Below are 23,986 nucleotides of genomic sequence, written 5' to 3'. Positions count from 1 at the left end.
CAGCTCCTCAAGGCGCGATCAATGCCAGGTGATCGGCCACCGGGCCGAGCACCAGAACGGGCATGAATTGAAGAAGAGTCAGGATCGCGATCACCGCGATCAGGGTCAGGCCGAAGGTGGGCGTTTCCACCTGCAGGCTGCCGGCGCTGTCCGGCGTGCGTCGCTTGGCGGCCAGGGAAGCGGCGATCATCAGCGGCAGCACCAGATAGGGATAGCGGCCCAGGATCAACAGCAGTACGCAGGTCAGGTTCCACCACAGCGTGTTGTCGCCCAGACCTTCGAACCCGGAGCCGTTGTTGGCGAAGGCCGAGGTGTACTCGTAGAACACCTGGCTGATGCCATGGAAGCCGGGATTGGAATTGCCGGTGAGCGCCGGCACCGCCAGGGTGATGGCGCTCATCACCAGCAGCGCCAGCGGTTGCAGCAGAACCAGCACGGCCAGCAGTTTCACTTCCCGCGCTTCGATCTTGCGACCAAACAGTTCCGGGGTACGCCCCGTCATCAAACCGGCGAGAAACACCGCCAACATCAGATACACCAGGAACTGCTGCAGGCCGGACCCGATCCCGCCCCAGATGGCATTGATGAGCATGTCGCTGATCGTGACCAGGCCGGTCAACGGGGCCAGCGAGTCGTGCATGGCGTTCACCGAGCCGTTGGAGGTCTGCGTGGTGAGCGAGGCCCACAGTGCCGATGGCCCGGCGCCGAAGCGCACTTCCTTGCCTTCCATCAGGGCGATGTCCGAGGACGTCGCGGAAAAGCCTTCCGACCACACCGCCGCTCCCGAGGACATCAGCGACATCACCAGCATGCAGCCGAACACCAGGGCGCCGAAGCGGCGCCGTCCGGTGAAGCGGCCGACCATCAATACCAGGGTCACCGGGATCAGCAGCAGCGCCAGCGTTTCCAGCAGATTGGAAAACGGAGTGGGGTTCTCCAGCGGCGCGGCGGAATTGGGGCCGAACCACCCTCCCCCATTGGTGCCCAGCTGCTTCACCGCCACCATCGGCGCCACCGGACCCAGGGGGATTTTCTGTTCCTGCATGGACACGAGGGTATCCAGCGGGCGCACCACCGGCCCGCCGGCCAGGGTGGCCGGTACCCCCTGGCTGGTCAGCAGTACCGTCCAGATCAGCGCCAGGGGCAGAAAAAAGCGCAACGTCGGGCGGATCACATCGGCCCAGAAGTTGCCCACGTCCACGGCGCGGTCGTCGCCGGCCCCCGCGGTGCGCGGGGCACGACCGCCGAACAGCCCTCTCAGGGTGGCCACCACAAGCGCCAGCCCCATCATCGGCGTGATCACCTGCAGCGTCACGATGCCGGTCAGATGCGCCAGATAGGAAAGCTGCGCCTGCCCCGAATAATGCTGCTGGTTGGTATTGGTGAGAAACGATACCGCCGTGTGCAGCGCCAGATCCCAGCTCATGTTGGGCGCATCGTTGGGGTTCAACGGGAGCCAGGCCTGGGTCATCAGGATCAGCCACACGATGGCACCCAGCACCAGGTTGCTGACCAAGAACGCGGCGGCGTAACCACGCCAGCTCATGCCACGGCCCGGATCGGTGCCCAGCAGTCGATAGATCGGGTTTTCGATCCAGGCGAACAATCGATCACCACCCATCGGCGCGCCACGCATCACCGCGGCGAGATACTTGCTCAACGGCCACCCGAGCAGGATGGCCAGCGTAAACACCAGAATAAATTCCATCATGATCCGTACCCTCCAGACTTCGCCGTCACGTTCAGAACGAAGCCGTCAACGCGATTTCACCCCGCGTGCCGGCCATCCCGGGAAACAGACGCTTGGCGGCGGAATCGGTACCGTGCAGTTTCACGGCAACCTCGAAAGGATCGCTGAACCCCCATCCCAGAGTGACCACGCCGTGTTTGTAGCTGTCCGCATAATCGCCGTCGAGCCGGTAGTAGCCGGCTTGTCCGGCCATATAAACGGTCTCGCTGATTGGCAAGGTGGCCGATAACTCGGTATAGATACCATCCGCATCACTGGCCAGAGCATCATCGGAATAGCCGATCAGCAGGCTGTACTGATCGTTCAAGGTCAAACCCAGATTGAGTTCATTCCAATTCAGCTCTTCTCCGGTACCCGGATACAGATACCGCACAACCGCCACGTCCATGGCCCACCGATCGCCCATCGGTCCCGCCCAGCCCGCGGCCACATCAAACTCACTGGTTGCCTCGCTGCCGGCTCCGAAATCCACAGTGGAACCCCACACCGAGGTATAAACGCCGGAGGTATGCTGGTAATGGAAGCCGGCCTGCATGGCCGGCTCTTCCTGACTTTGTGATGAGCCCCGCCATACATAATCGGACGTCAGCGTGGCCGTCCCGCCTGGCCCGGCGGCGGACGCCGACGATACGCACAGCACCAGTATTCCGCCGGCCATGTACCCGGTAGTGCGAGATCCAGTCGTCTTGGGTGACATACCCGTTTTCCCCTCTTGGATGCGATGATTGGATCGGCCAAGCATCGGGGAGGTAGGCGTAAATTCTCTATTCGGGAATGCCGGCGGCCCGTAAATTACGCATAAAAATTCTGGTTCATGAGGTGATCGGACGGGCGTTGTGCGAGTGACGCCGCCAGCGGCGCGACACAGAAAGGCGCACCGGGAGGTGCGCCCGGGTGGGTTGGTTTTTAGAGGGGGTCTTCGCAGCGGAAGCTCTGCGCTGATTCCGGATTGCCCACGCCGTCGTAGATGGCCGCGCTGGGATAGGGGCAAAGCGGTCGGGTGCGGCCGGGCCAGGGGGTGCCGTCACCGGCGGTGGCGGTGATCGCCTCCGGCCGGTTGCCCTGCTCCGCCCATTGCCGCAGTGCCTGGAAGGAATCAAATTGGTCGGTGGCCTGGCCGCCGGAACAGTGGCCCATGCCGGGTATCACGTAGGCGCGCAGGAAGTCCTCGGTGGCCGGGCCGTAACGGTCCTCCACCTCGTCGTAGTAGGCGGCCATGTCCAGCGGTGAGAACGCCAGGTCAGCGCTGCCGTTGAGCATGATCAGCTTGCCGCCGTTGGCGCGGAAGGCGTCCAGGTTCGGCGATTCACCGTTGGTAAAGTCGATACCGGATCGCTGAAAAGTGCCGTTGGTGGCGCGCAGTTTCTGGTATTCCTGGTCGATGTCCGCGTTCAGGGCGTAACCGGTCAGGTCCTCGGTGATGGTGGGCGGCGTGGTGTAAATGTGCGAAGCCTCGCCGGCGAAGATGCCCAGGAAGGGGTTGCCGAACTGGGCCACCATACCAGGATCGAACGGCCAGGGAGCGTAGATGAGTTGGTCATCGGAGGTGTAAGCGCCGGCGAACATGGCGGCCACGTAGTCGGCTTTTTGCGGGGATAGACAGTTGTCACTCTCGCCCTGGCCGCATGCCCATTCCGTCGGATCCAGCTGGCAGGCGGACACCATATTGACCATGCCGTCCTCAAGACCGTCCATCGCGTCGCAGCTGTCCAGAATGCGGTCCCGGACCACGGTTTTTTCCTGGTCGGTGAGACCTTGGGACAAATCCGGCGCCCCGCCCTGCCCCATGGGCGCCACTTCCGCGGTGAGCTGGGCCTGGTAGAGGGCCTGGATGGACGCCTGGGCCAGCCGGAACCCCGGTGCCGAGGCAATGATGCCGTTGAACAGATCCGGGTACCGCTGGGCGGCGATCATAGCCTGGCGCCCTCCATTGGAGCAGCCGACGAAGTAGGCATACTGGTCCGGGCTGCCGTACAGGCGCTCGATCACGGTGCGCGCGGCGGCCGTGACCTGGGGAATCTGCATATCGCCGTATTCATCACGGGCCTGGGGGTCGGCTCCGAACAGGAAAGCGCCGTTGGCTACGCCGGCTTCGGTCTGGTGGCCGGAATCCGTGGTGACCACGGCGAAGCCGTCGATCAGGGCGTTGCGGGTGTTGCCACCGCCGGCGTACCGCCCCACCGCCGTGAACAGGGTGCCGTCCACCCCACTGCCGCCCTGGTAATACAGGCGGTCGTTCCACTCCGCAGGCAGCCGCACCTCGAATCGCAAGGCGTAAGGTTTGCCGTCGATGCCGGTCCGCTCATTCATCGCCCCGCGGACCAGGCAGTGGTCAGGCCACAAAGCGCTGGACGGGTCGCCGTCGCTGGCAGCGGTGTAAGTGGCGGTGGTGACGCTGCCGCCATCCACCGGCAGCCCGGCCAGCGCCTCACATTGCTTCACGAAGGGGCTGGCGGCATCGGCGGTGGAATCCGACGATGAGCTGCCCCCGCAGCCGGCCAGTAGCATGCCGGCGACCGCGAGAGCAGATATCGCTCCGTTTTGGTTCATGCTGCGCACTCCTTATAGTTGGTTTGTGTACGCTGTTTTTATAAGCAAGAGCGGTGCCATAAGTGCTTTTTTTATAGGGCTTTTGGTGTGGTGCTTTCAATGTAGACACCCTTAATGGGCGTCGCGCCCTGAGTCCCGCCCCGGCTGGAGCGACTTCCCGACAGGCAAAAAAAAAGGCGCGCCAGACGGCGCGCCATAAGGGGGTTGCTCGGGGGGTGATCAGTACTTGGTGCTGGCGTCCAGGAATGCCTCGGCGCGCTCGGTCTGCGGGCGGGTCGCCAGGCTCACGCCCACGTACAGCACGGTGGCGACGATGATGCCCCAGATGCCGGCGGGCAGGCCCAGGAACTTGTTGCCGGTGGCGTACATCAGCAACACCACCAGGGTGGTGCCCACCACGCTGGTGAGGGCGCCGGCGGCGGTACCGCGCTTCCAGTAGAAGGCGCCGATGGTGGCCGGCACCACGGCCACCAGGCCGGAGGACGCCGCCACGGACAACACCGCGATCAGGTCCAGCTGCAGTTCGGCGAAGCCGAACGCCAGGATGGCGATGATCGGAATCACGATCTTGCCCAGCAGCAGCTGTTTGCCATCGTCACGACCGTCTTTCATGTTGGCGTACACGTCCCGGGCCAGCATGGAGGACAGGGTCAGCATGATGGAATCGATGGTGGAGATGGCCGCGGCCATGATGCCGATCAGCACGATGGCGCCCAGTACCGGCGGTACGTGTTCGGAACCCAGCAGCGTGGCGGTGGCCAGGTCGGCCTTGGCCAGATCCGGGTAGGCGGCCAGCGCGGAGAAGCCCCACAGCACGGACACCAGGGTGTAGATCAGGCCGAACACCAGGAAGCCCATCAGCATGCGGCGCATGGCGCTCAGCGAGGACGGCATGAACAGCCGCTGGCTGACCTGCGGGTTGGACAACGCGAAGAAGAACCAGGGAATGGTCAGCCCCAGGAAGGTGACGAAGCTGAACAGACCGGGACCGGGCACCACCAGGGATTGCGGTTTGGTTTCCGCCAGGGTGCCGAACAGGGCGCCGAAGCCGCCCAGGCCCTCGATCACCAGCCAGGCCACCAGGGTGGAGGCGATGATCATCATGATTGCCTGCAGGGAGTCGGTCCACATCACCGAGCGGATGCCGGCGATGTAGGAGAAGAAGATCGCCACCACGGTGGCCAGGACCACGCCGGTGGTGAACGGAATGGCGCCTTCGGTGGCGCCCTGCAGCAGGTAGCCCACGCCGGCCAGCTGCACCGCGGCGTAGGGGATCAGGAAAATACAGCTGGAGATGGCCACGGCCATGGACACTTTCTTGTCGCCGTAACGGTGGCCAAGCATTTCACTGGGAGTCACGAAACCGAACTTCTTGCCCACCGCCCAGAATTTCGGGCCGAAGATGGCCACCAGGGAGACCCCGGCGAAGTAGACGATTTCAAAACCCAGGGCGCCGACGCCGCCCTTGTAGGTCAGGCCGGCCAGGCCGACCATCATGAAGGCACTGTAGGTCGTGGCGCTGTAGCTCATGGCGGACACGAAGCCGCCCATCTTGCGGTCGCCCAGGAAGTACCCGGACATGTTGGCCATTTTGCCCTGCCGGGCCAGTATCGCGATGGCGACGGCGATCACCAGATAGATCGCCACCGACCACCAGATCATCGATTCGGTCATGTTCAGCGCCCCTCGAAATCTTTGGTGATGTAGAGATTGATGGCGATCACGGCGACACCGGCCAGGGTCCAGAACAGGAAGCTCCCGTACCAGGCGTGCACGTCACTCAGAACGGTGTAGGGAACCAGGTAGCAAAGCACCACCACGGCCCACACCAGCCAGATCCACTTGCTTCGTTGCATATCCCACCTCGTAGGCATTGGTTGATTAGCGATATACGCCTTTTCTCATTGTTGGTCGTGCTCCCTGCGCAGGTCGGCGACGGTCTTCCCGACTTCCTTCCAGGGCGTCTCTCCCGGTGCGAAACGCGCCCGCAAGTACTGCACCAGATCGACGATCTGGCGGTCGCTGAGACTGTGTGCGAAGGCCGGCATTTCGCCCGCCCCCGCCACGCCCTCGGCATGAACACCACCGAGGATCGATTGAATGACATTGTCCGGGCGCTGGCTGTGCAGATTGGTGTTCAGCGCCAGCGCCTGTTTGGCGGAGGTGAAGGTGGCGGTGCCGTTTTCGTGGCAGGCGGCACAGGCCCCTTCAAACACCCGCTGGCCCGCTTCCTGGCCCACCGGCTCGGCGCGGCTGGCGGCCACCACGGCGGCGGCGCGCTCGCTCTGGGCCGGGTCGCTGAGCGGGGCATCCATCTGCGTGGCCACGTAATGGGCGATGGCGCGCACATCGTCTTCCGGCAGCTCGGCGAGCCCCGCCACCACCGGCGCCATCGGGCCGCCGGCCACGCCATGGGCCTCGGAGCGGCCGGTGCGCAGATACTCGAACAGGGACTGCTCGGTCCAGCCCGCCGGCGAGCGGGAGGCGGCGGTCAGCGCCGGCGCTTCCCAGCCGTCCACCAGGGCGCCGCTCAGACGGGCATCGCCGCCCTTCTCGGCGCCGAACAGATTGCGCGGCGTGTGGCAGGCACCGCAGTGCCCCGCCCCTTCAAACAGATAGGCGCCACGATTCCATTGCGCCGAACGGGTGGGGTCCGGCTTGAACGGCGACGGGTCGTGGAACAGCAAATTCCAGCCGGCCATCATCGAGCGGATATTGAACGGAAAACGCAGATCGTTTTGCGGCGCCGGCGCGGCCACCGCCGGCTGGGCCATCAGGTAGGCGTAGAGGGCCTGCATGTCGGCGTCGCTGATCTTGGCGAAATCGGTATAGGGGAAGGCCGGGTAAAGATGGCGGCCGTCCCGGCCGATGCCCTCGCGCATGGCGCGCTCGAAGGCGGCAAAGGACCAGTTGCCGATGCCGGTGTCCGGATCCGGGGTCAGATTGGTGCTGTAAAGAGTGCCGAACGGCGTCTCGAACGGACGGCCGCCCAGGTTCACGGTGCCGCCTTCGGCGGTATGGCAGACGGCGCAGTCGCCGGCTTCCGCCACCAGACGGCCCCGCTCGATGGTTTCCGCGGAATAGAGGTTGGCCGCCGGCCGCGCCACCGGCGCGATGGACGGCCGGAACGGCCACAGGGTGGCGAGCAGCCCGGTCACCGCCAGGGCGCCGGCCCACCACCAGCGACGCTTGCCCGGGCGCGCCCGTTCCTCCAGGGCGGCGCGCACCCGGGCCGGGGAAAACGGCGGCGAGCGGAAGCGCACGCCGGTGGCGTCGTACAGGGCGTTGGCCACCACCGCCACCGCCGGGCTCAGGTCCACGCCCTCGCTGAGCGCCGGGGTGCCCGGGGCGTCCCGGTGCGCCGGCGGCGTGGACGGCCGCCAGGCGGGCAGCTTGCGGTCCGCCGGCGCCGCCCACTGGTCCGCCGGCGGCGGCGTGGACGGCAGGCCGAGCAGTTTGCGTTCCAGGGTGTCGCGCAGCGGGCTGGCGTCCAGCAGCGGGCGCAGCGGGCCGTCGGCGCCGGCGTCCTGGCCGGCCACCAGCCGGGACAGGCGCACCCCGCCGGTGACGGTGTTCACCTCCACATCGGCGATCCAGGCGCTGCGGGTGCCGGAACCGGCGTCACCGGATTCCGAAGGACGGTGACTGTAGGCCACGCCGCGGCCACGGACCAGATCGGCGCGGCCATCGTCCTCGGCGGGGGTGTCCCAGGCGGCCTGGTCGGCCACCGATTTCAGCAGCTGGCGACCGCGCGGGTCCTTGATATGCCGCAGCCGCAGCGCCACCGGGTCCTCGCCCAGGGCGGCGGCCACCTCGTCGAGGAACGATTCCTGCACGAAGGTGAACTGCAGGGCGGCGGCGTCCGGGTCGCGCAGCAGGTTGTCGGTGAGGCGGCCGGTGAGCCACAGGGCCAGCGGCGGCACCGACACATAGCCCAGGTCGTCGTCGACCCGGAAGTCGTCGCCGTCGGCGGTGCCGCTGACCCGCAGCCGGCGGGCCCGGGCCAGGGCCTCGGCGTCGCGGGCATAGGGATCCGGGTCCAGGCGCACCGCCACCGGCCGGCCCAGGGCCCGGGCCAGCAGGGCGGCGTCGGCGGCGGCGTCGTCACTGCCCTGGCGGCCCAGGCCGGCCTCCGCGTCGCCGTCGATATGAATGCGCTGGGGGTCGCTTTCCAACAGGCAGGCCAGCTCGCCACGCAGGCGCTCGGTGTTGGCCACCGGGCCGGCCAGGCGCAGGCCGCCGTCGATAAAGTCGGCGATCACCCAGTCCGGCTCGGCGCCCCAGGCCAGGCGGCCGGGCCACTGATAGTCCCGGCGCAGGCGGGCGTCGGTGACCGCCGGCCGGGCGCCCTTGTGGTCCCGGTCCGGGGTGGACCAGCGCAGGGGCAGACGGGCGGCGGCGCGGCGCGCGGCCTCGTGGCTGGCCGCCACCACGCCCACGAAGTTGCCGTCGGTGACCACGGTGACGCCCTCGCCGGCCAGGGCCTCGCGGTCCACGTGCAGGAGCTGGGAGCAGACGAAGGCGCGGGCGTCGAGGCGATACACCGGCGGGCGGATCACCACGCCGTAGCGCAGGGCGTCGTTGTCGGTGTCCGGGGCCTGGGCGTCGGAGATCGGGTTCATTCCTTCTCTCCTTGGCTCGCTGACGGCGCCAGCCCCGCCGCCCGGCAGGCGGCGGCGAGGATTTCCTGGTGGGTGCCGCAGCGGCAGAGGGTGTGGTCCAGGGCGGCGATCACCGCCTCCCGGGTCGGCGCCGGGTCGGCATTGAGCAGGCCGCGCACCGTCATGATCATGCCGTTCAGGCAGTAGCCGCACTGGGCGCCCTGCTCTTCGATAAAGGCGTCCTGTACCGGGTCCAGCCGGTCGCCGTCACCCAGGCCTTCCAGGGTGGTGATCTCATGCTCCGTCAGGGTGCCCACCGGCAACACGCAGGAGCGGGCGGCGCGGCCGTCCACCAGCACCATGCAGGCGCCGCATTCGCCCAGACCACAGCCGAATTTGGGGCCGTTCAGGCACAGATCGTTGCGCAGCACATAGAGCAGCGGCGTGGACGGGGCGGCGGAAACGGCAAGCCGCTCACCGTTGACGGTGAGATGAAGCGCGTCACTCATGGTCGTGGGCTCAGCGGACGTGAACGGACAACGACCAGAATGACGGATTCAGGACAATTCGACGGACGGACATGCGTATGCTCTCTGTTATCGCACCGTTCGGGTGCGTAGCGGAGTAATTATCACTTTTATGGGGCACACATTCTTTTTCAGTACCAAGATGGAAGGTGTGCACCCTAATTGGGCGAGCGTGCCAAATTCGTCCGGATTCCGGACTTCGCCGCTCGAAGCCAGGAAAATAGCTTTAAATAGAACACCCATGGCTGTCAACAAGGCCCTTTACCTAATCCGTGATTTTCCGGGTCATCCTTTCCTTGACCCGCCAATAAATGGTGTATACGTTTTTTCGGACATTCCTGCCGGGGTGCTCCCGGCGCCGCTGCTTGCCGCGCCCACCGCGCGGCGTGATGATCGGACCATGATGCGAACCGAAACCCTGCCCGGCCGTCAGGCCCTGCTGCACGATCCGGACACCCTGGTGGTGTACCGGGACCCCGTTCCCACGCCCAAGCCGGCACCGGGTCAGCCCGGCACCGACTCGGACTTCCTGTCCACCGAACCGGAACTGTTCGTGGCGGTGCTCGGCGACGGCCGGGTGCTGGGCTTCAACGGCCACGTGGACCTGGGCACCGGCATCCGCACCGCCCTGGGCCAGATCGTGGCCGAGGAACTGAACGTGAGTTTCGACACCGTGCGGATGGTGCTCGGCCACCCCCGCGACGTGCCCAACCAGGGCCCCACCATCGCCAGCGCCAGCATTCAGATCACCGCCGAACCGCTGCGCCGGGCCGCCGCCCAGGCCCGCGAGCGGCTGCTGGACCTGGCGGCGGAGCGCCTCGCCGCGCCACGGGAGCAACTGGTGGCCGCCGACGGCGCGGTGCACCACCGCGCCGAACCTGAGCGGCGGGTCGGCTACGGCGAGCTGCTGCGGGGGCGCCGGGAGGACCTGAAACTGGCCGAGGCCGACCAGGTGCCGCTCAAGCCACGGACCGACTACCGAATCGTCGGCCAGGGCACGCCCCGGGTGGACATTCCCGATAAGGCCCGGGGCGAACTGACCTTCGTCCACGACATCCGCGTGCCGGGGATGCTGCATGGCCGCGTGGTGCGGCCGCCCTATCACGGCCTGGATCGCGGCGACTTCGTGGGCCGCAGCCTGCTGGAGGTGGACCGGGATTCGGTGGCGGACCTGCCCGGCCTGGTGGACGTGGTGGTGATCGGCGATTTCGTCGGCGTGGTGGCGGAGCGCGAGGAGCAGGCCATGCAGGCGGCCCGCCGCCTCAAGGTGCGCTGGCGGGCGCCGGACAACCTGCCCGCCCTGAACCGGGACGAGGACCTGGAAGCGGCCCTGCGCGCCCTGCCCGCCCAGCGCCGCGAGTTGGTCACCGACGAGGATTCCGAGCCGCCGGCGGACGCGGACACCCTGCGCCGCACCTATGTCTGGCCCTATCAATTGCACGGCTCCATCGGCCCGTCCTGCTCGGTGGCGGCGCTGGAGGACGGCCAGCTGACGCTCTGGTCCGGCACCCAGAACCCGCACAGCCTGCGCGCCGACCTGGCGCGCCTGATGGACCTGGACGAGGGCGACATCGACATTCGCCGCTACGAGGCGTCCGGCTGCTATGGCCGCAACTGCGCCGACGACGTGGGCGCCGACGCCGCCCTGCTGGCCCGCGCCGTGGGCCGGCCGGTGCGGGTGCAGCTGTCCCGGGAGCAGGAACATCTGTGGGAGCCCAAGGGGGCGGCCCAGATCATGGACGTGGAAGGCGAGCAGGACGCCGACGGCGCCCCGGCCAGCTACCGCTTCGTCACCCGCTACCCCTCGGACAACGCCCCCACCCTGGCCCTGCGATTGACCGGCAAGGTGGCCGAAGGCGAGCACCCGTTCCAAATGGGCGACCGCACCGCGGTGCCGCCCTATGCCTATCCGCGCCGGCGCATCGCCTGCGACGACGTGCCCACCCTGATCCGCGCCGCCTGGCTGCGCGGCGTATCCGCGCTGCCCAACACCTTCGCCCACGACAGCTTTATCGACGAGCTGGCGGAGCGGGCCGGCGAGGACCCGCTGGCCTACCGCCTGCGCCACCTGGACGACGACCGGGCCCGCGCCGTGCTGCGCGCCGCCGCCGAACGGGCCGGCTGGGTGCCGCGCCCCTGGCCGATGCTGAGCCGGGCGGAGCAGGCCGACGGCTGGCGCAACGGCCGGGGCCTGGCCTATGCCCGTTATGTGCACAGCAAGTTCCCCGGTTTCGGCGCCTCCCTGGCCGCCTGGGTGGTGTTTCTGCAGGTGCATCCGGACAGCGGCCGCATCCGCGTGCAGCGGCTGGTGGTGTCCCAGGACGCCGGCCTGATGGTCAATCCGGCCGGGGTGCGCCATCAGGTGCACGGTAACATCGTGCAGATGCTGGGCCGTACCCTGAAGGAAAGCGTGCCGTTCGAGGACGGACGCCCGGCGGCGCGGGAATGGGGCGGCTATCCGCTGCTGCGCTTTTCGGAATTGCCGGAGATCGATCTGGTGCTGATGGACGCGGCGGACCAGCCGCCCCTGGGCGTGGGCGAATCCACCTCCCTGCCGGCGGCGCCGGCCATCGCCAACGCCCTGTTCGACGCCACCGGCGTGCGTTTCCGGCGCCCGCCCTTCACCCCGGAACGGGTGCGCGCCACCCTGGAAGCCGCCGGCGGAGCCCGCCGGTGAAAACCCTGGCACTGATCGCCGCCGCCGGCCGGGCCCGCCGGTTCGGCAGCGATAAGCGCCGCGCCCCCCTGGCGGACGGCCGCGCCCTGCTGACCGCCACCCGGGCCCGGGCCGGCGAGCGCTTCGCCGATGTGCGGGTGATTCTGCGCGCCGATGACCGGCCGGCGGACCTGGCGGTGCCGGAGACGGCGGTGATCGTCAGCCCGCGGGCGGACCAGGGGCTGGGCCTGAGCCTGGCGGACGCCTTCGCCGCCCTGCTGGCCCACGACGAACCGGCGGAGGTGGTGGCGGTGTGGCTCGGCGACATGCCCTGGGTGGCCACCGAGACCGTGGACCGGTTGCTGGCCGAGGCCGCCGGGGACCGGATCGTGCGGCCGACCCTGGACCACCGCCCCGGCTTTCCGGTGCTGTTCGGCCGCCACCTGTGGCCGGCACTGGCGGCCAACGAGCAGCCGGACGGCGCCCGCGCCCTGGTGGCCCGGCACCGCCGGGCCCTGGTGGAAATCCCGGTCACCGACCCCGGTGTGCTCCGCGACGTGGACAGACCCGACGATCTTAATCCCGACAAAACAACCGTTTAACTCTCCTTTTTAATCTGATTTCTCGTTCCGGCTGCCGGTTCCCGGCAACCGGCTTGCTGGATTCGACCGCCCCCGCTTGGCCTAATCCGACGGCCATCGATAAACGCAATCATTGCTGTTTGCCGCTCCACCGGCCGGCCTCGGGACCGCCATCGGAGGGGTCAGGGGATCTGGATGCCATTGCAATCAACGCCGGCGGGCCGCCGGGCCCTGCTGCCAGTGCTGCTGTTGGCGCTGCTCGCCGGGTCGCCGGCCGGGGCGGCGGAGCCGGTGCGGCTGGCCACCGTGGAGGCCCGTCACCTGGAAGAGCGGCTGCCGCTCACCGGCACCGTCACCGCCGACCGGACCGCCCTGCTCTCCACCGCCGTGGCCGGCCAGGTCACCCGCCTGACCGTGGACCTGGGCGACCGGGTCAGCGCCGGCGATCTGCTGCTGGAACTGGACCCGGAACTGAACCGGCTGGCCCTGGACAGCGCCCGGGCCGCCGCCGAGGAGGCCCGCGCCGGCCGCGACGATGCCCGCCGGCGGCTGCAGGAAGCCAGCACCCTGGTGGCACGCCGCAGTATCGCCGCCAGCGAGGTGCGCGGCCTGGAGTCCGAGGTGAGCATGGCCGAGGCCGCCCTGGCCGCCGCCCGCGCCGAGCAGCAACGACAGGCCGCCCTGCTCCGCCGCCACACCCTGAACGCCCCCTTCGACGGCGTGATCAGCCAGAAGCTCACCGAGGTGGGCGAATGGGTGACGCCGGGCAGAGCGGTGCTGGAGCTGGTCAACCTGGACCGCCTGCGGCTGGATTTCGCGGTGCCCCAGGAATACTTCCCCCGCCTCGGCGAGGACGCCGGCCTGCGGGTCAGCCTGGGCGGCGACGCCGGGCCCGCCCGGGCGGCGGAAATCACCGCTGTGGTGCCGGTGAGCGACCCGGGCGCCCGCACCTTCGTGCTGCGCGCCCGCCTGCCGGACCCGCCGCCGATGACGCCGGGCATGTCCGCCCGCGCCACCCTGACGCTGCCCGGCGAGCGGGCCAGCCTGGCGGTGCCCCGGGACGCGCTGGTGCGCTACCCGGACGGCCGCGTCACGGTGTGGCTGGCGGAACCCCGCGACGGCGCCCTGCTGGCCCGCGAGCAGCGGGTGCGGGTGGGCGGCGGCCTGGACGATCTGGTCACCGTGCTGGAAGGCCTGAACGCCGGGGACCGGGTGGTGGTGCGCGGCAATGAAAGCCTGCGCGACGGCCGCGAGCTGGCCCCCGTGGACGACCAAGAGTAAGCGCCGGTGTTCGAGAAGATCGTCCGCAATGGCACCTTGATGACGGTGGTGGTGCTGATCATCACCCTGCTCGGCATCCTCGCCGCCCTGCGCATTCCCGTGCAGATGATTCCCGACCTGGAAGTGCGCACCATCACGGTGCAAACAACCTGGCCCGGCGCCACGCCCCAGGACGTGGAAAAGGAAATCCTGATCGAGCAGGAAGAGTACCTGCGCAACGTGCCCAACCTGCGCCGGCTCACCGCCACCGCCTACAGCGGCGAGGCGGAGATCGAGCTGGAGTTCCCGTTCGGCGTGGACATCACCGAGACCCTGATCCGCGTCAACAACGCCCTCAGCCAGGTGCCGGACTACCCGGACAACGTGGATCAGCCGCGCATTCTTTCCACCTCCTTTTCCGCCAACGCCTTCATGTACTTCCGGGTTTCGCCGCAACCGGGCAATCCCAAGGATCTGGACCTGGACATGATGCGCGACTTCGTCGACGACCAGGTGCGCACCCGCATGGAGAGCGTGGCCGGGGTGTCCCAGGTGGAGTTGCGCGGCGGCGCCGAACGCCAGGTGCGGGTGCTGCTGGACCCGCAACGGCTGGCCGAGCGCGGCCTCACCGTGATGACGGTGCGCGACGCCCTGCGCCAGCGTAACCGGGACGTGTCCGGCGGCGAGCTGGACAGCGGCAAGCGCCGCTACCTGCTGCGCACCGTGGGCCGCTTCGAGCAGGTGCCGGAGCTGGAGGAACTGGTGCTGGCACGGCGCGGTGACGGCGTGATTCGCCTGCGCGACGTGGCCACGGTGGCCCTGGACCATTTTCCGGTGCGCGGCCTGTCGCGGGTGGACGGCGAGCCGGTGATCACCCTGGCGGTGCGCCGGGAAACCGGCTCCAACGTCATCGACATCAAGTACGCCATGCTCGATCAGGTGGCGCTGATCAACCGGGAGGTGCTGGAGCCCGCCGGACTGCGCATGGCGCTGATCTCCGACGACGTGCGCTATGTGGAAGCCTCGGTGGCCAACGTCTGGACCAATCTGGCCATCGGCGCCCTGTTCGCCACCCTGGTGATGTTTCTGTTCCTGCGCTCGGTGCGGGTCACCGCCCTGGGGGTGGTGGGCATCCCGATCTGCACCATCGCCGCCTTTCTCGGACTGTTGCTGGCCGGCCGCACCATCAATGTGATTTCCCTGGCCGGGGTGGCCTTCGCCATCGGCATGACCCTGGACAACTCCATCGTGGTGCTGGAGAGCATCGAGATCGAACGGCGCCGGGGCCTGGATCGTCTGCGCGCCTCCGTGGAGGGCATCCGCAAGGTGTGGCCGGCGGTGTTCGCCTCCACCCTGACCACGGTGCTGGTGTTCCTGCCGGTGGTGTTCATTCAGCAGGAGGCCGGGCAGCTTTATTCCGACATCGCCATCGCCGTGTCCGCCTCGATTCTGGTGTCCATGCTGGTGGCGATGACGGTGATTCCGACCCTGGCGGCGCGCCTGGATTTCGACGCCGTGTTCGACCATCAGGGCCAGGACAGCCGCTGGCTGGCCCGGGTGCACCGCCTGTCCGCCTGGTTGTCCGCCTCCGCCGCCCGGCGGGCCACGGTGATCGGCGCCACCCTGCTGGGCGGCACCCTGGTGATCGTGCTGCTGACGCCGCCGGCGGAGTATCTGCCGGAGGGCGAGGAAGCCAAGACCTTCGCTTCCATGAACGCGCCCCCGGGCTACAACCTGGCGGCCATGGCGGAGATCGGCGAGCAGGTGCAGGCGCACTTTCTGCCCCTGGTGGACGCCGACCCGGCGGCCTGGGAGGCCGGCGAGCTGCCGGCGCCGCCGCTGCGCTACCTGAACCTGTACGTGGACACCCAGGGCCTGCGGGTGATCGCCGAACCGGTGGACCCGGCGCACATGGACGCGCTGATGGACGCCCTCACCGCCTTCTACGAGCGCTACCCGGGCATGCGCGCCTTCGCCGCCCGGGGCTCGATCATTTCCAGCAACGACGGCGGCACCCGCAGCGTCAATCTGGACATCTCCGGCAACGATCTGGCCACCCTGTTCCAGGTGGCCCAGGCCGCCTACCGGCGCGCCGACCAGGTGTTCGACGGCCCCCGCATCCAGAGCCAGCCGGCCAGCCTGTCCCTGGCCCAGCCGTTGCTGGAGGTGCGCCCGGACTGGGAGCGCGCCGAGGAACTGGGGCTGAGCGCCGAGCAGCTGGGGTTCACCGTGGCGGCGCTCACCGACGGCGCCTATCTGGACGAGTTCTTTCTTGGCGACGACAAGGTGGACATCTACGCCTACAGCCACCGGGGCGTGGACCCGGCGCTGTCGGAACTGCCGGCGCTGCCGGTGCACACGCCGCTAGGCGCCACGGTGCCGCTGTCGTCCGTGGCGAGCCTGGTGGAAACCGTGGACACCAGCACCGTGCGCCGGGTCAACGGCCGCCGCACCGTGACCCTGAACATTATCCCGCCGCGCTCGGTGGCCCTGGAGACCGGGGTGCGCACGGTGCGCGAACAGGTGATCGGCGCGCTCCGCGAGGAAGGCGCGATCCCGGCCGGGGTCAGCGTGGACATTTCCGGCGCCAGCGACCAGCTGGACGCCACCCGCGACGCCCTCACCGGCAATTACGTGGTGGCGCTGCTGCTGATCTATCTGCTGCTGGTGGCGATCTTCACCCATTGGGGCTACCCGCTGCTGATCATGACCACCATTCCGGTGGGCATCGCCAGCGGCATTCTTGGCCTGGCGCTGCTCAATGGTCTGGGCGCGCTGCTGCCGTGGCTGGGTCTGCCCGGCTTCAGCCAGCCGTTCGACATGATCTCCATGCTGGGCTTTCTGATTCTGATGGGCACGGTGGTCAACAACCCGATCCTGATCGTCCATGAAGCGCTGACCAACCGTCGCCAGGGGCGGCCGGTGGCGGAGTCGGTCAGCGAGGCGGTGCGCTCGCGCCTGCGGCCCATCGCCATGACCACCATCACCACGGTGTGCGGGCTGGCGCCGCTGGTGTTGCTGCCCGGCGAAGGCACCGAACTGTATCGGGGCGTGGGCGCCATCGTGCTGTTCGGCCTGCTGGGCACCGCCATCGTCACCGTCACTTTCCTGCCGGCGCTCACCGCCACCGTGCTGACCCTCACCGAAGGGCGCCGGCAACGCTGAATACCTCTTCCCTGTTTTTTCTCTGAATATGGTGCATGCACCGCTTTTGCGCGGTGCTGGCCCGGTCTGCACCATGGCCGGGCAAAGCGCGAAAAACACCCACGAATTTACTTTTTAGCGCGAAAAAACGTCGCTTATCCCCTTACACCCTCCCGCCACGCCGGACATGACCTGGGTCACGGCGGCAATCGTAAAAAGAGGCTTGACCGGCCAATAAATGGTGTATACGTTGTTTCTAGTCAATTTTTCCACGAATCATCAGGAGGACCTGATTGTGAGTACCACCAAGCCGACCATCGCGGTCATCGGCGCCGGCCTGGGCGGCGCCGCCGCTGGCGCCCTGCTGCAGAAAGCGGGTTACCCGACCCAGGTTTACGAACAAGCACCGGAGTTTTCCCGTCTGGGCGCCGGTATCCACCTGGGCCCCAACGTGATGAAGGTCATGCATCGTATCGGCATCGAGGACGCGCTGGATCGCATGGGCTCGCATCCGGACCACTGGTTCAGCCGTGACGGCGCCACCGGTGAATACCTGTCGCGCATTCCGCTGGGCGATTTCGCCAAGAAAGAATACGGCGCGTCCTACATCACGGTTCACCGCGGCGATCTGCACGCGCTGATGGTCGATCAGCTCGACCAGGACCGGCTACACTTCGGCAAGCGTCTCGAGAAAGTCGACGACCAGGGCGACAAGGTGGTGATGACCTTCACCGACGGCACCCAGGACACCGCCGACATCGTGATCGGCGCAGACGGCGTCAACTCCGTGATCCGTGAGCACCTGCTCGGCGAGGAACAGCCGATCTACAGCGGCTGGGTGGCCCACCGCGCGATCATTTCCGCCGAGAAACTGAAGGCCTACGACCTGGATTTCGAAGCCTGCGTGAAGTGGTGGTCCGAAGACCGTCACATGATGGTCTACTTCGTGACCGGCGACGAAAAAGAGTACTACTACGTCACCGGTGTTCCGGAGCCGGACTGGAACCACGGCACCTCCTTCGTGGACAGCTCCCGCGAGGAAATGCGCAAGGCCTTCGAAGGCTACGGCGAGACCGTTCAGGCGCTGATCGATTGCACCGACAACGTCACCAAGTGGCCGCTGCTGGAACGTAATCCCCTGCCCCTGTGGCACGACAACCGTCTGGTGCTGCTCGGCGACGCCGCGCACCCGATGAAGCCGCACATGGCCCAGGGCGCCGCCATGGCCATCGAGGACGCCGCCATGCTGGTGCGCTGCCTGGACACCGTGGGCGCCGAGAACTACGCCGATGCCTTCGAGCTGTACCGCGCCAACCGCTTCGAGCGCGCGTCCCGCGTCCAGAAGGTATCCCACGACAACACCTGGCTGCGTTATGACGAAGACCCGGCCTGGGTATTCGCCCATGACGTGTACGAAGTCCCGCTGAAGGACCCCAAGACGGAGGTCGAGGAGAAAGCATGAGCAGCACCCGACTCTATGGCGCCAACGTCCACGCCAACGGCATTCGCCAGCACTATCTGCGCTACGGTGGCAAAGGCCAGCCCCTGGTTCTGATCCCGGGCATCACCAGCCCGGCGATCACCTGGGAATTCGTGGCCGAGCGCCTGGGCCGGAATTTCGATACCTATGTGCTGGACGTGCGCGGCCGTGGCCTGTCGTCCACCGGTCCGGATCTGGATTACGGCACCGATACCTGCGCCGATGACGTGGTCGGCTTCGTCGAGGCCCTGGGTCTGGACGACTACATTCTGGCCGGCCATTCCATGGGCGCGCGGTTCGCGCTGCGGGCCGTGACCCGGGGCGCCAAGGGCGTCGCCAAACTTGCGCTGATCGATCCGCCGGTGTCCGGCCCGGGCCGCCGCGAGTACCCGAGCAAGCTGCCCTGGTACGTGGATTCCATCAACGACTGCACCCACGGTGCCGGTCTGGAAACCATGCGCAAGTACTGCCCCACCTGGACCGAGGAGCAACTGCTGCTGCGCGCCGAGTGGCTGCACACCTGCTACCTGCCGGCGATCGTGAAAAGTTTCGAGGAATTCCACGAAGTGGACATTCATCAGGACTTTCCGAAGGTTCAGATCCCGACCCTGTTGATGTGCGCCGGCAAAGGCGGCGTGATCCAGGACGAGGACAAGGACGAAATCAAGCAGCTGCTGCCGTCGATCCGCATCGAAACGGTGCCGGACGCCGGCCATATGATTCCCTGGGATGACCTCGAAGGCTTCTTCCAGGGCTTTGGTGACTTTCTGGGAGCGCGGCCCTGAGCCGCCTCCTCAAGGAGAGAAGCATGACGCGACCCTATCGAATCGGCCAGATCGTACCGAGCTCCAACATCACCATGGAGACCGAGATCCCGGCCATGCTCACCGCCCGGCAACTGATCCGCCCGGAGCGCTTTACCTTCCACTCCAGCCGCATGCGCATGAAGACCGTCAGCAAGGAAGAGCTGGCGGCCATGGACGGCGAGTCCGACCGCTGCGCCCTGGAACTCAGTGACGCCGCCGTGGACGTGATGGGCTATGCCTGTCTGGTGGCGATCATGTCCATGGGCCCCGGCTACCACCGGGAATCCCAGAAGCGCCTGCGCGAGCGCACCAAGGAAAACGGCCAGGAAACCGAAGTGGTGACCAGCGCCGGCGCCCTGGTGGACGCGCTCAAGGTGCTGGGGGCCAAGAAGGTCGTGGTGGTGGCGCCGTACATGAAGCCGCTCACCGAGATGGTGGTGGATTACATCCAGCGCGAAGGCACCGAGGTGCTGGAATACCGCGCCCTGGAAATCCCCAACAACCTGGACGTGGCCCGTCACGATACCGCCAAGCTGCCCGACATCGTCGCCAGCATGGACTTCTCCGACGCCGACGCCATCGTACTGTCCGCCTGCGTGCAGATGCCGTCCCTGGCGGCGGTGCCGAAAGTCGAGGCGCTCACCGGCAAGCCGGTGGTCACCGCCGCCATCGCCACCACCTACCAGATGCTCAAGGCCCTGGACCTGGAACCCGTCGTCCCCGGCGCCGGCGCCCTGCTGTCCGGCGCTTACTGAAGTTCGTTCTAAAGGAGACCGCACCATGGCCGATAACCACCACGATTCGAAGGACGACCTGGCGAACAATTACCAGGGTGTCTGGGGCACACGCATTGGCTTCGGCCAGCGTCCGGCGTTGCTGGCGGTGGATTTTCTGCAGGCCTATACCCGTCCCGGCGCGCCGCTCTATGCCCCCGGCGTGGTGGAGGCCATGGACCATGCCCCGCGTCTGCTGCAAGCGGCGCGGGACAGCGGTATTCCGATCATACATACCAACATCCGTTACCATGGCGAAGGCCAGCTGGACGGCGGCGTCTGGGTGAAAAAAGCCCCCGTGATGAGCGCCATGGTGGACGGCAACCCCGATGCGGAATTCTGTCGACCGGTGGAGCCGGCGGCCGGCGAGCTGGTGATTACCAAACAATACGCCAGCGCGTTTTTCGGCACGTCTCTTGCCTCCACCCTGGTGGCGTTGGGCGTGGATACCCTGATCGTGATGGGCTGTTCCACCAGTGGTTGCATTCGCGCCACGGCGGTGGACGGTCTGCAGCACGGTTTTCGCGTGATGGTCGTGCGCGAAGCCGTGGGCGATCGGCATCCCGCGCCCCACGAAGCCAATCTGTTCGATATCGACAGCAAGTACGGCGACGTCATTTCCCTCGACGAAGCCCTCGCTCACCTGAAACCAGTCACCCAAGACTAAGGGGAAGAAAACCAATGAAAATGATTAAAAAAATGGCCACCGCCGCCGCAGCGGTCCTGCTCAGCGGAGCCCTCACCAGCCAGGCTCTGGCCGAATTTCCCGACGATACCATTACCATCGTGGTGCCCTGGCCCGCCGGCGGCGCCTATGATCTGTCCGCCCGGTTGATGGCCGAAAACCCGCCGGAAAATCTGCCGGTTTCCATGATCGTCACCAACGTGACCGGTGCCGCCGGTTCCAACGGTGTGCGTCACGTGGCGCAATCCGATCCGGACGGCTACACCATCGGCATGATGGGCACCCACGCCATCGCGCAGAGCTACATGAACCGGAACGCCACGCCGCTGAAGGACATCGAGCCGCTGGTGTTCATCGGTCCCGAGCCGGCCTCCCTGGCGGTGGCCAACGACACCGGCATCGAAAACGTCAAACAGTATCTCGAGCAGCTCAAGAAGCAGCCCGGTTCGATCATCAACGGCAACGATTCCCCCGGCGGTTTCTCCTACATCGCCGCCACCATGCTCGAAAACCACTTCGACGTGAAACTGTCCAAGGTGCCCTACCAGGGTTACGCGCCCACCGCCTCCGCGCTGGTGTCCGGCGAGGTCATGTCCACCACCCTGCCGATTCCGCTGCTGGCCGAACAGCACAAGGCCGGTAAAGTGAAAATCATCGGCGTGGCCGCCGAGAAGCGTCACCCGTTCGCGCCGGACGTTCCCACCTTCAAGGAGCAGGGCTTCGACTTCATCGCCGAGGACTTCTACATGCTGTACCTGCCCAAGGGCGTTCCGGAAGACCGCCGCGCCAAGCTTGAGGAAGGTTTCTACAAGCTGCTCAGCGACGAGAAGTTCCAGAAGAAAGCCGCCGAACTGGGCCTGGTGATCATGCCCCGTGACGCCGCCGGCACCCGTGCCTACCTTGAACAGCGCAACCAGGAAGTAAAAGCGATCCTGGAAGACGCCAACCTGATCGAAAAATAAATCATGACTCAGCCCACCGACACCCAAGGTCAAGAGGAAAGCCAGCCTCTGAGCCCGGTCGTGGACCTCGGCGTCGCGATCCTGTTCGGGGTCATCTGCGCCGCCGGCTGGTTCTCGGTGCTCAGCGGCAAGCGGCTCATGGCCAGTCTCGACAGCGGCCTGGATCCCGGCGCCGCTTTCCTGCCGGTCGTGGTATTAGGCCTGCTTTCCCTGGGCACGGCATTGATCCTGATCAAGGGTCTCTACCGATTGGCCACCCAGGGGCGCGGTGGGCGCTCCATCGAGCGCGGCGACCACGGATCCGCCGTCGCTCTGTTGGTCAGCATGATTCTTCTCGGTGGCGGCGTGGCCGTGATCGGCTTTCTGCCCGCCACCTTTATCTTCAGCACCGCCTGGACCGCCTGGCTGAGCTGGCGCCGCACCGGTCGTCCGTTGCGCGCCGCCCTCGTCGGTCTGGTTCTGGGCGTGGCGCTGTGTCTTTTCCTCTACGTCACTTTCGTCTCCATCCTGAAAGTGCCGCTGGCCTGACGAGGTAATCCATGCTGACCGATTTTCTTGCCGCGCTCGGCACCACCCTGCTCTCTCCCTGGGGGCTGGTGCTCGCGGTCATCGGGACCTTGCTCGGCATTCTTCTCGGCGCCATGCCCGGCGTCAGCTCCACCATGGCGCTGGCGATTCTGCTGCCCATCAGCTTCGGCATGGACCCGCACCTGGCGATCCTGTTTCTGCTCACCGTGTTCGTCGCCAGTGTCTATGGCGGTTCCGTCACCGCCATTCTGATCAATATTCCCGGCACGCCGGGCTCCATCGTCACCCAGCTGGACGGCTATCCCATGGCCCGTTCCGGGCGCGCCGGGCAGGCGCTGACCTACGCCCTGGTGTCGTCCACCCTGGGCGGGCTGATCGGCCTGGTGGCGCTGGTGCTGGTGGCGCCGCTGCTGGCCGCCGCCGCCATGGAATTCCGCAGTCCGGAATTCACCGCGGTGGCGGTGTTCGGTCTGGTGCTGCTGGCCTACGCCTCTCCCGGCTCCACCATCCGCGGCATGATGGTGGGCGGTCTCGGCCTGCTGTGCGGCATGGTCGGCTTCGACAAGCTCACCGACATTCCACGCTTTACCTTCGACAGCACCGCCCTGCAGGGCGGCATCGAACTGGTGCCGCTGTGCGTGGGCCTGTTCGGTTTCGCCGAGGTGCTCAAGAACGTGGGCGCCGCCGGCCGCTCTTCCGGCAAAAGCGTGATGCCCGCCATCGGCAAGGTCTGGCCGCCGATGAAGGAGCTACTGTCGCACTGGAAAACCATGCTGCGCGGCTCCCTGATCGGCGCCGGCGTGGGGGCCATTCCCGCCGCCGGTTCCGCCATCGCCGTGGCCATCGCCTATGCCCAGGAAATGCGTTTCTCCAAGCGCCCGGACAAGTTCGGCACCGGCGTCAGTGAAGGCGTGGTGGCGCCGGAATCCGCCAACAGTTCCAGCATTGGCGGCACCCTGATTCCGATGATGACCCTGGGTATCCCCGGCGACGCCATCACCGCCGTGCTGATGGGCTCGCTGCTGATCCACGGCCTGCGGCCGGGCCCGGGCCTGTTCGCCAACAACCCGGAGTTCGTGTCCGGGGTGTACTCGTCGTTCTTCCTGGCGCTGATCCTGACGCTGATCGTGGGTCTGCTGCTGATGCGCTGGGTGGCCTGGGTCACGCGCATCCCGTCCCACATCCTGATGGTGGTGATCGCGGTGCTGTGCGTGGTGGGTTCCTTCGCCATCCGCAATACCATGGACGACGTCTACATCATGCTGGCGTTCGGTGTGATCGGTTATCTGCTCAATTTGCTGCGCTTGCCGGCGGCGCCGCTGGCGTTCGGGTTGATCCTCGGGCCCTTGCTGGAGGAAAACCTGCGGCGCAGCCTGATCCTGGGACGGGGTTCCTGGGAGATTTTTATCAACAGCCCGATCGCGCTCACGCTGTTGTTGATGTCCGCGGCGGCGATTCTTCTGCCGTTGCTGGCGCCTTGGTTCGTACGTCTCCGCAACGATCTGCGTCGTACCTACCGGTAATTACCCGTTACCTCAAAGCTGCCCTCCGCGTGGCCACCGGCGATCCCGGTGTCCGCCCGGGGGGCTTTTTTTGCTCGGTTCTCTCCAGCGGGGGCGCGGCTCTGGGCGACGCCCTTCCGGGAACGCCGCGAGTACGTCCCTGTAGGCTCCCTTTCGAACG

18 protein-coding genes are annotated in these 23,986 nt (G+C 67.0%); 11 read left to right on the top strand and 7 right to left on the bottom strand.

Annotated features, from left to right (window positions below):
• Positions 1–7: 7 nt before the first annotated feature.
• The 7 genes from kdpA to IM760_RS12435 form a co-directional block, all read right to left on the bottom strand.
• Entirely contained in the window at positions 8–1,711 is a 1,704-nt protein-coding gene (gene kdpA, locus IM760_RS12465) for a potassium-transporting ATPase subunit KdpA (RefSeq protein ID WP_204429743.1), read from the bottom strand.
• A 31-nt stretch (positions 1,712–1,742) separates the two neighbouring features.
• Positions 1,743–2,447: a TorF family putative porin gene (locus IM760_RS12460; RefSeq protein WP_204429738.1), complete on the bottom strand. Its 705-nt coding sequence runs from the start codon at positions 2,445–2,447 to the stop codon at positions 1,743–1,745.
• 209 nt (positions 2,448–2,656) lie between these two features.
• Positions 2,657–4,300 carry a tannase/feruloyl esterase family alpha/beta hydrolase gene (locus tag IM760_RS12455; RefSeq protein ID WP_204429736.1) on the bottom strand — a complete coding sequence of 548 codons (1,644 nt, stop codon included), beginning with the start codon at positions 4,298–4,300 and terminating at the stop codon, positions 2,657–2,659.
• A 219-nt stretch (positions 4,301–4,519) separates the two neighbouring features.
• Positions 4,520–5,974 (bottom strand): sodium:solute symporter family protein, encoded by a 1,455-nt coding sequence (locus IM760_RS12450; protein WP_204429730.1) that lies wholly within the window; start codon positions 5,972–5,974, stop codon positions 4,520–4,522.
• A gap of 2 nt (positions 5,975–5,976) precedes the next feature.
• The gene (locus IM760_RS12445) at positions 5,977–6,156 is read right to left on the bottom strand and encodes a hypothetical protein (RefSeq protein ID WP_204429729.1); all 180 of its coding nucleotides are present in this window, start codon (positions 6,154–6,156) and stop codon (positions 5,977–5,979) included.
• 45 nt (positions 6,157–6,201) lie between these two features.
• Positions 6,202–8,922, bottom strand: coding sequence for a c-type cytochrome (locus IM760_RS12440; protein ID WP_204429728.1), 2,721 nt, complete (start codon positions 8,920–8,922; stop codon positions 6,202–6,204).
• Positions 8,919–9,410: a (2Fe-2S)-binding protein gene (locus tag IM760_RS12435; protein ID WP_204429727.1), complete on the bottom strand. Its 492-nt coding sequence runs from the start codon at positions 9,408–9,410 to the stop codon at positions 8,919–8,921. Before IM760_RS12435 ends, IM760_RS12440 begins: the two co-directional genes overlap by 4 nt.
• Before the next feature lie 418 nt (positions 9,411–9,828).
• Between IM760_RS12435 and IM760_RS12430 the strand changes: the two genes are divergently transcribed.
• From IM760_RS12430 to IM760_RS12380, 11 genes are all read left to right on the top strand, one after another.
• The gene (locus IM760_RS12430; RefSeq protein WP_239549795.1) at positions 9,829–12,105 is read left to right on the top strand and encodes a xanthine dehydrogenase family protein molybdopterin-binding subunit; all 2,277 of its coding nucleotides are present in this window, start codon (positions 9,829–9,831) and stop codon (positions 12,103–12,105) included.
• A complete protein-coding gene (locus IM760_RS12425) occupies positions 12,102–12,686 on the top strand; it encodes an NTP transferase domain-containing protein (RefSeq protein ID WP_204429726.1) in 585 nt (194 codons plus the stop codon). The genes IM760_RS12430 and IM760_RS12425 overlap by 4 nt, the downstream gene beginning before the upstream one ends.
• A 174-nt stretch (positions 12,687–12,860) precedes the next feature.
• Complete coding sequence (locus IM760_RS12420) at positions 12,861–13,946, top strand: efflux RND transporter periplasmic adaptor subunit (RefSeq protein WP_204429725.1); 1,086 nt, start codon at positions 12,861–12,863, stop codon at positions 13,944–13,946.
• Positions 13,947–13,952: 6 nt separating this feature from the next.
• On the top strand, positions 13,953–17,090 hold the full coding sequence (locus IM760_RS12415) for an efflux RND transporter permease subunit (RefSeq protein ID WP_204429723.1): 3,138 nt from the start codon (positions 13,953–13,955) through the stop codon (positions 17,088–17,090).
• Positions 17,091–17,364: 274 nt separating this feature from the next.
• Positions 17,365–18,531, top strand: coding sequence for an FAD-dependent monooxygenase (locus IM760_RS12410; protein ID WP_338021398.1), 1,167 nt, complete (start codon positions 17,365–17,367; stop codon positions 18,529–18,531).
• The gene (locus tag IM760_RS12405; protein WP_204429719.1) at positions 18,528–19,334 is read left to right on the top strand and encodes an alpha/beta fold hydrolase; all 807 of its coding nucleotides are present in this window, start codon (positions 18,528–18,530) and stop codon (positions 19,332–19,334) included. Before IM760_RS12410 ends, IM760_RS12405 begins: the two co-directional genes overlap by 4 nt.
• A 23-nt stretch (positions 19,335–19,357) precedes the next feature.
• Positions 19,358–20,110, top strand: coding sequence for a maleate cis-trans isomerase family protein (locus tag IM760_RS12400; protein ID WP_275579289.1), 753 nt, complete (start codon positions 19,358–19,360; stop codon positions 20,108–20,110).
• A gap of 25 nt (positions 20,111–20,135) precedes the next feature.
• Complete coding sequence (locus IM760_RS12395) at positions 20,136–20,795, top strand: N-carbamoylsarcosine amidohydrolase (protein WP_204429717.1); 660 nt, start codon at positions 20,136–20,138, stop codon at positions 20,793–20,795.
• Between the two features lie 14 nt (positions 20,796–20,809).
• Positions 20,810–21,775: a Bug family tripartite tricarboxylate transporter substrate binding protein gene (locus tag IM760_RS12390; RefSeq protein WP_204429715.1), complete on the top strand. Its 966-nt coding sequence runs from the start codon at positions 20,810–20,812 to the stop codon at positions 21,773–21,775.
• Between the two features lie 3 nt (positions 21,776–21,778).
• Positions 21,779–22,303 (top strand): tripartite tricarboxylate transporter TctB family protein, encoded by a 525-nt coding sequence (locus IM760_RS12385; RefSeq protein ID WP_204429713.1) that lies wholly within the window; start codon positions 21,779–21,781, stop codon positions 22,301–22,303.
• Between the two features lie 11 nt (positions 22,304–22,314).
• Entirely contained in the window at positions 22,315–23,826 is a 1,512-nt protein-coding gene (locus IM760_RS12380) for a tripartite tricarboxylate transporter permease (protein WP_204429711.1), read from the top strand.
• Positions 23,827–23,986: the final 160 nt, after the last annotated feature.

Source organism: Alloalcanivorax marinus (assembly GCF_016906305.1).
Classification (GTDB): Bacteria; Pseudomonadota; Gammaproteobacteria; order Pseudomonadales; family Alcanivoracaceae; genus Alloalcanivorax; species Alloalcanivorax marinus.
The sequence above is the reverse complement of the archived record's forward strand: the minus strand, read 5'-3'. Positions and strand labels throughout refer to the sequence as shown.